The sequence below is a fragment of the Variovorax sp. Soil_C_17 genome (genome assembly GCF_057657265.1).
In genome coordinates, this window is the sequence record NZ_JBDGIT010000043.1 from 1 (window position 1) to 920 (window position 920).

1 protein-coding gene is annotated in these 920 nt (G+C 64.1%); it reads right to left on the minus strand.

The window, feature by feature from the left end; genetic code table 11:
- On the minus strand, positions 1-864 hold an 864-nt coding region (locus AC3A6Y_RS34935), incomplete at its 3' end, for an IS630 family transposase (RefSeq protein ID WP_487872782.1).
- Positions 865-920: the final 56 nt, after the last annotated feature.

The following is a 920-nucleotide window of genomic DNA, read 5'->3' on the forward strand; positions in this document are numbered from 1 at the left end:
GTTGAGCTCCGGGCTGTAGCTCGGCAGGTAGAACACCTCGATCTCGTGCTTGTGCTCGGCAAGCCACGCCTTCACGGGCTTGCTGTGGTGCACCCGCAGGTTGTCCAGGATGAGGTAGACCTTGCGTCCCGCGTCCTTGATGAGTCGGCGCAGGAAATCAATCAGGATGTCGGAGTTGAGCGCCCCGTCGAAGGCCTTCCAGCGCATCTGCCCCTTGTTGGTGACCGTGGAGATGACCGACAGGCCATGGCGTTTGCTGTTCACCCGCACCACCGGCGTCTCGCCCTTGGGCGCATAGCTGCGCCCGCGCACGTCGTCGCTGCGCAGCCCGGTTTCGTCGCCCCAGTGGATCTCGGCGCCCTCGACCTTGGCGCACGCGGCGATCACGGGGTACTCCTCCTCGAGCCACTTCTGCACCGCCGCAGGCGACTGCTCATAGGCCTTCTTCATGGGCTTCTGCGGCGTGAAGCCCCAGCGTGCCAGGTACAGCCCCATCGTGCGCACGGGCAAGCGGATCCCAAAGCGCTGCTCGATGAGCTGGCCCACCGCCGCACGCGTCCACAACGCATACGGCATCTTCAGCTGATCGGGCGTCTTGTCCGTGATGAGCTTTCGCACCGCCGCTTCCTGGGCCGCGTCAAGGCGTCGCCCTTCGCCCAGCCTGCGGCCACCGGGCGCATCCTGCAGCGCCTTGGCACCGGCTGCCTCGTGGCGCTTGCAGATATCGAAAACGCCTGTACGGCTCAGGCCCGTCTGCGCCGCAATTTCGTCGTACGTACGACCCGCCTTGCGCAGGCGAATCACCTGCACGCGCCTTTCATGCCGCGCTTCGCGCGACAACGATCTCATGTCGGTTGCTTGCATCACACCCAGATGATGGCGCATTCCGAATTTTCAAGATGATGATTGCCGGATCAATA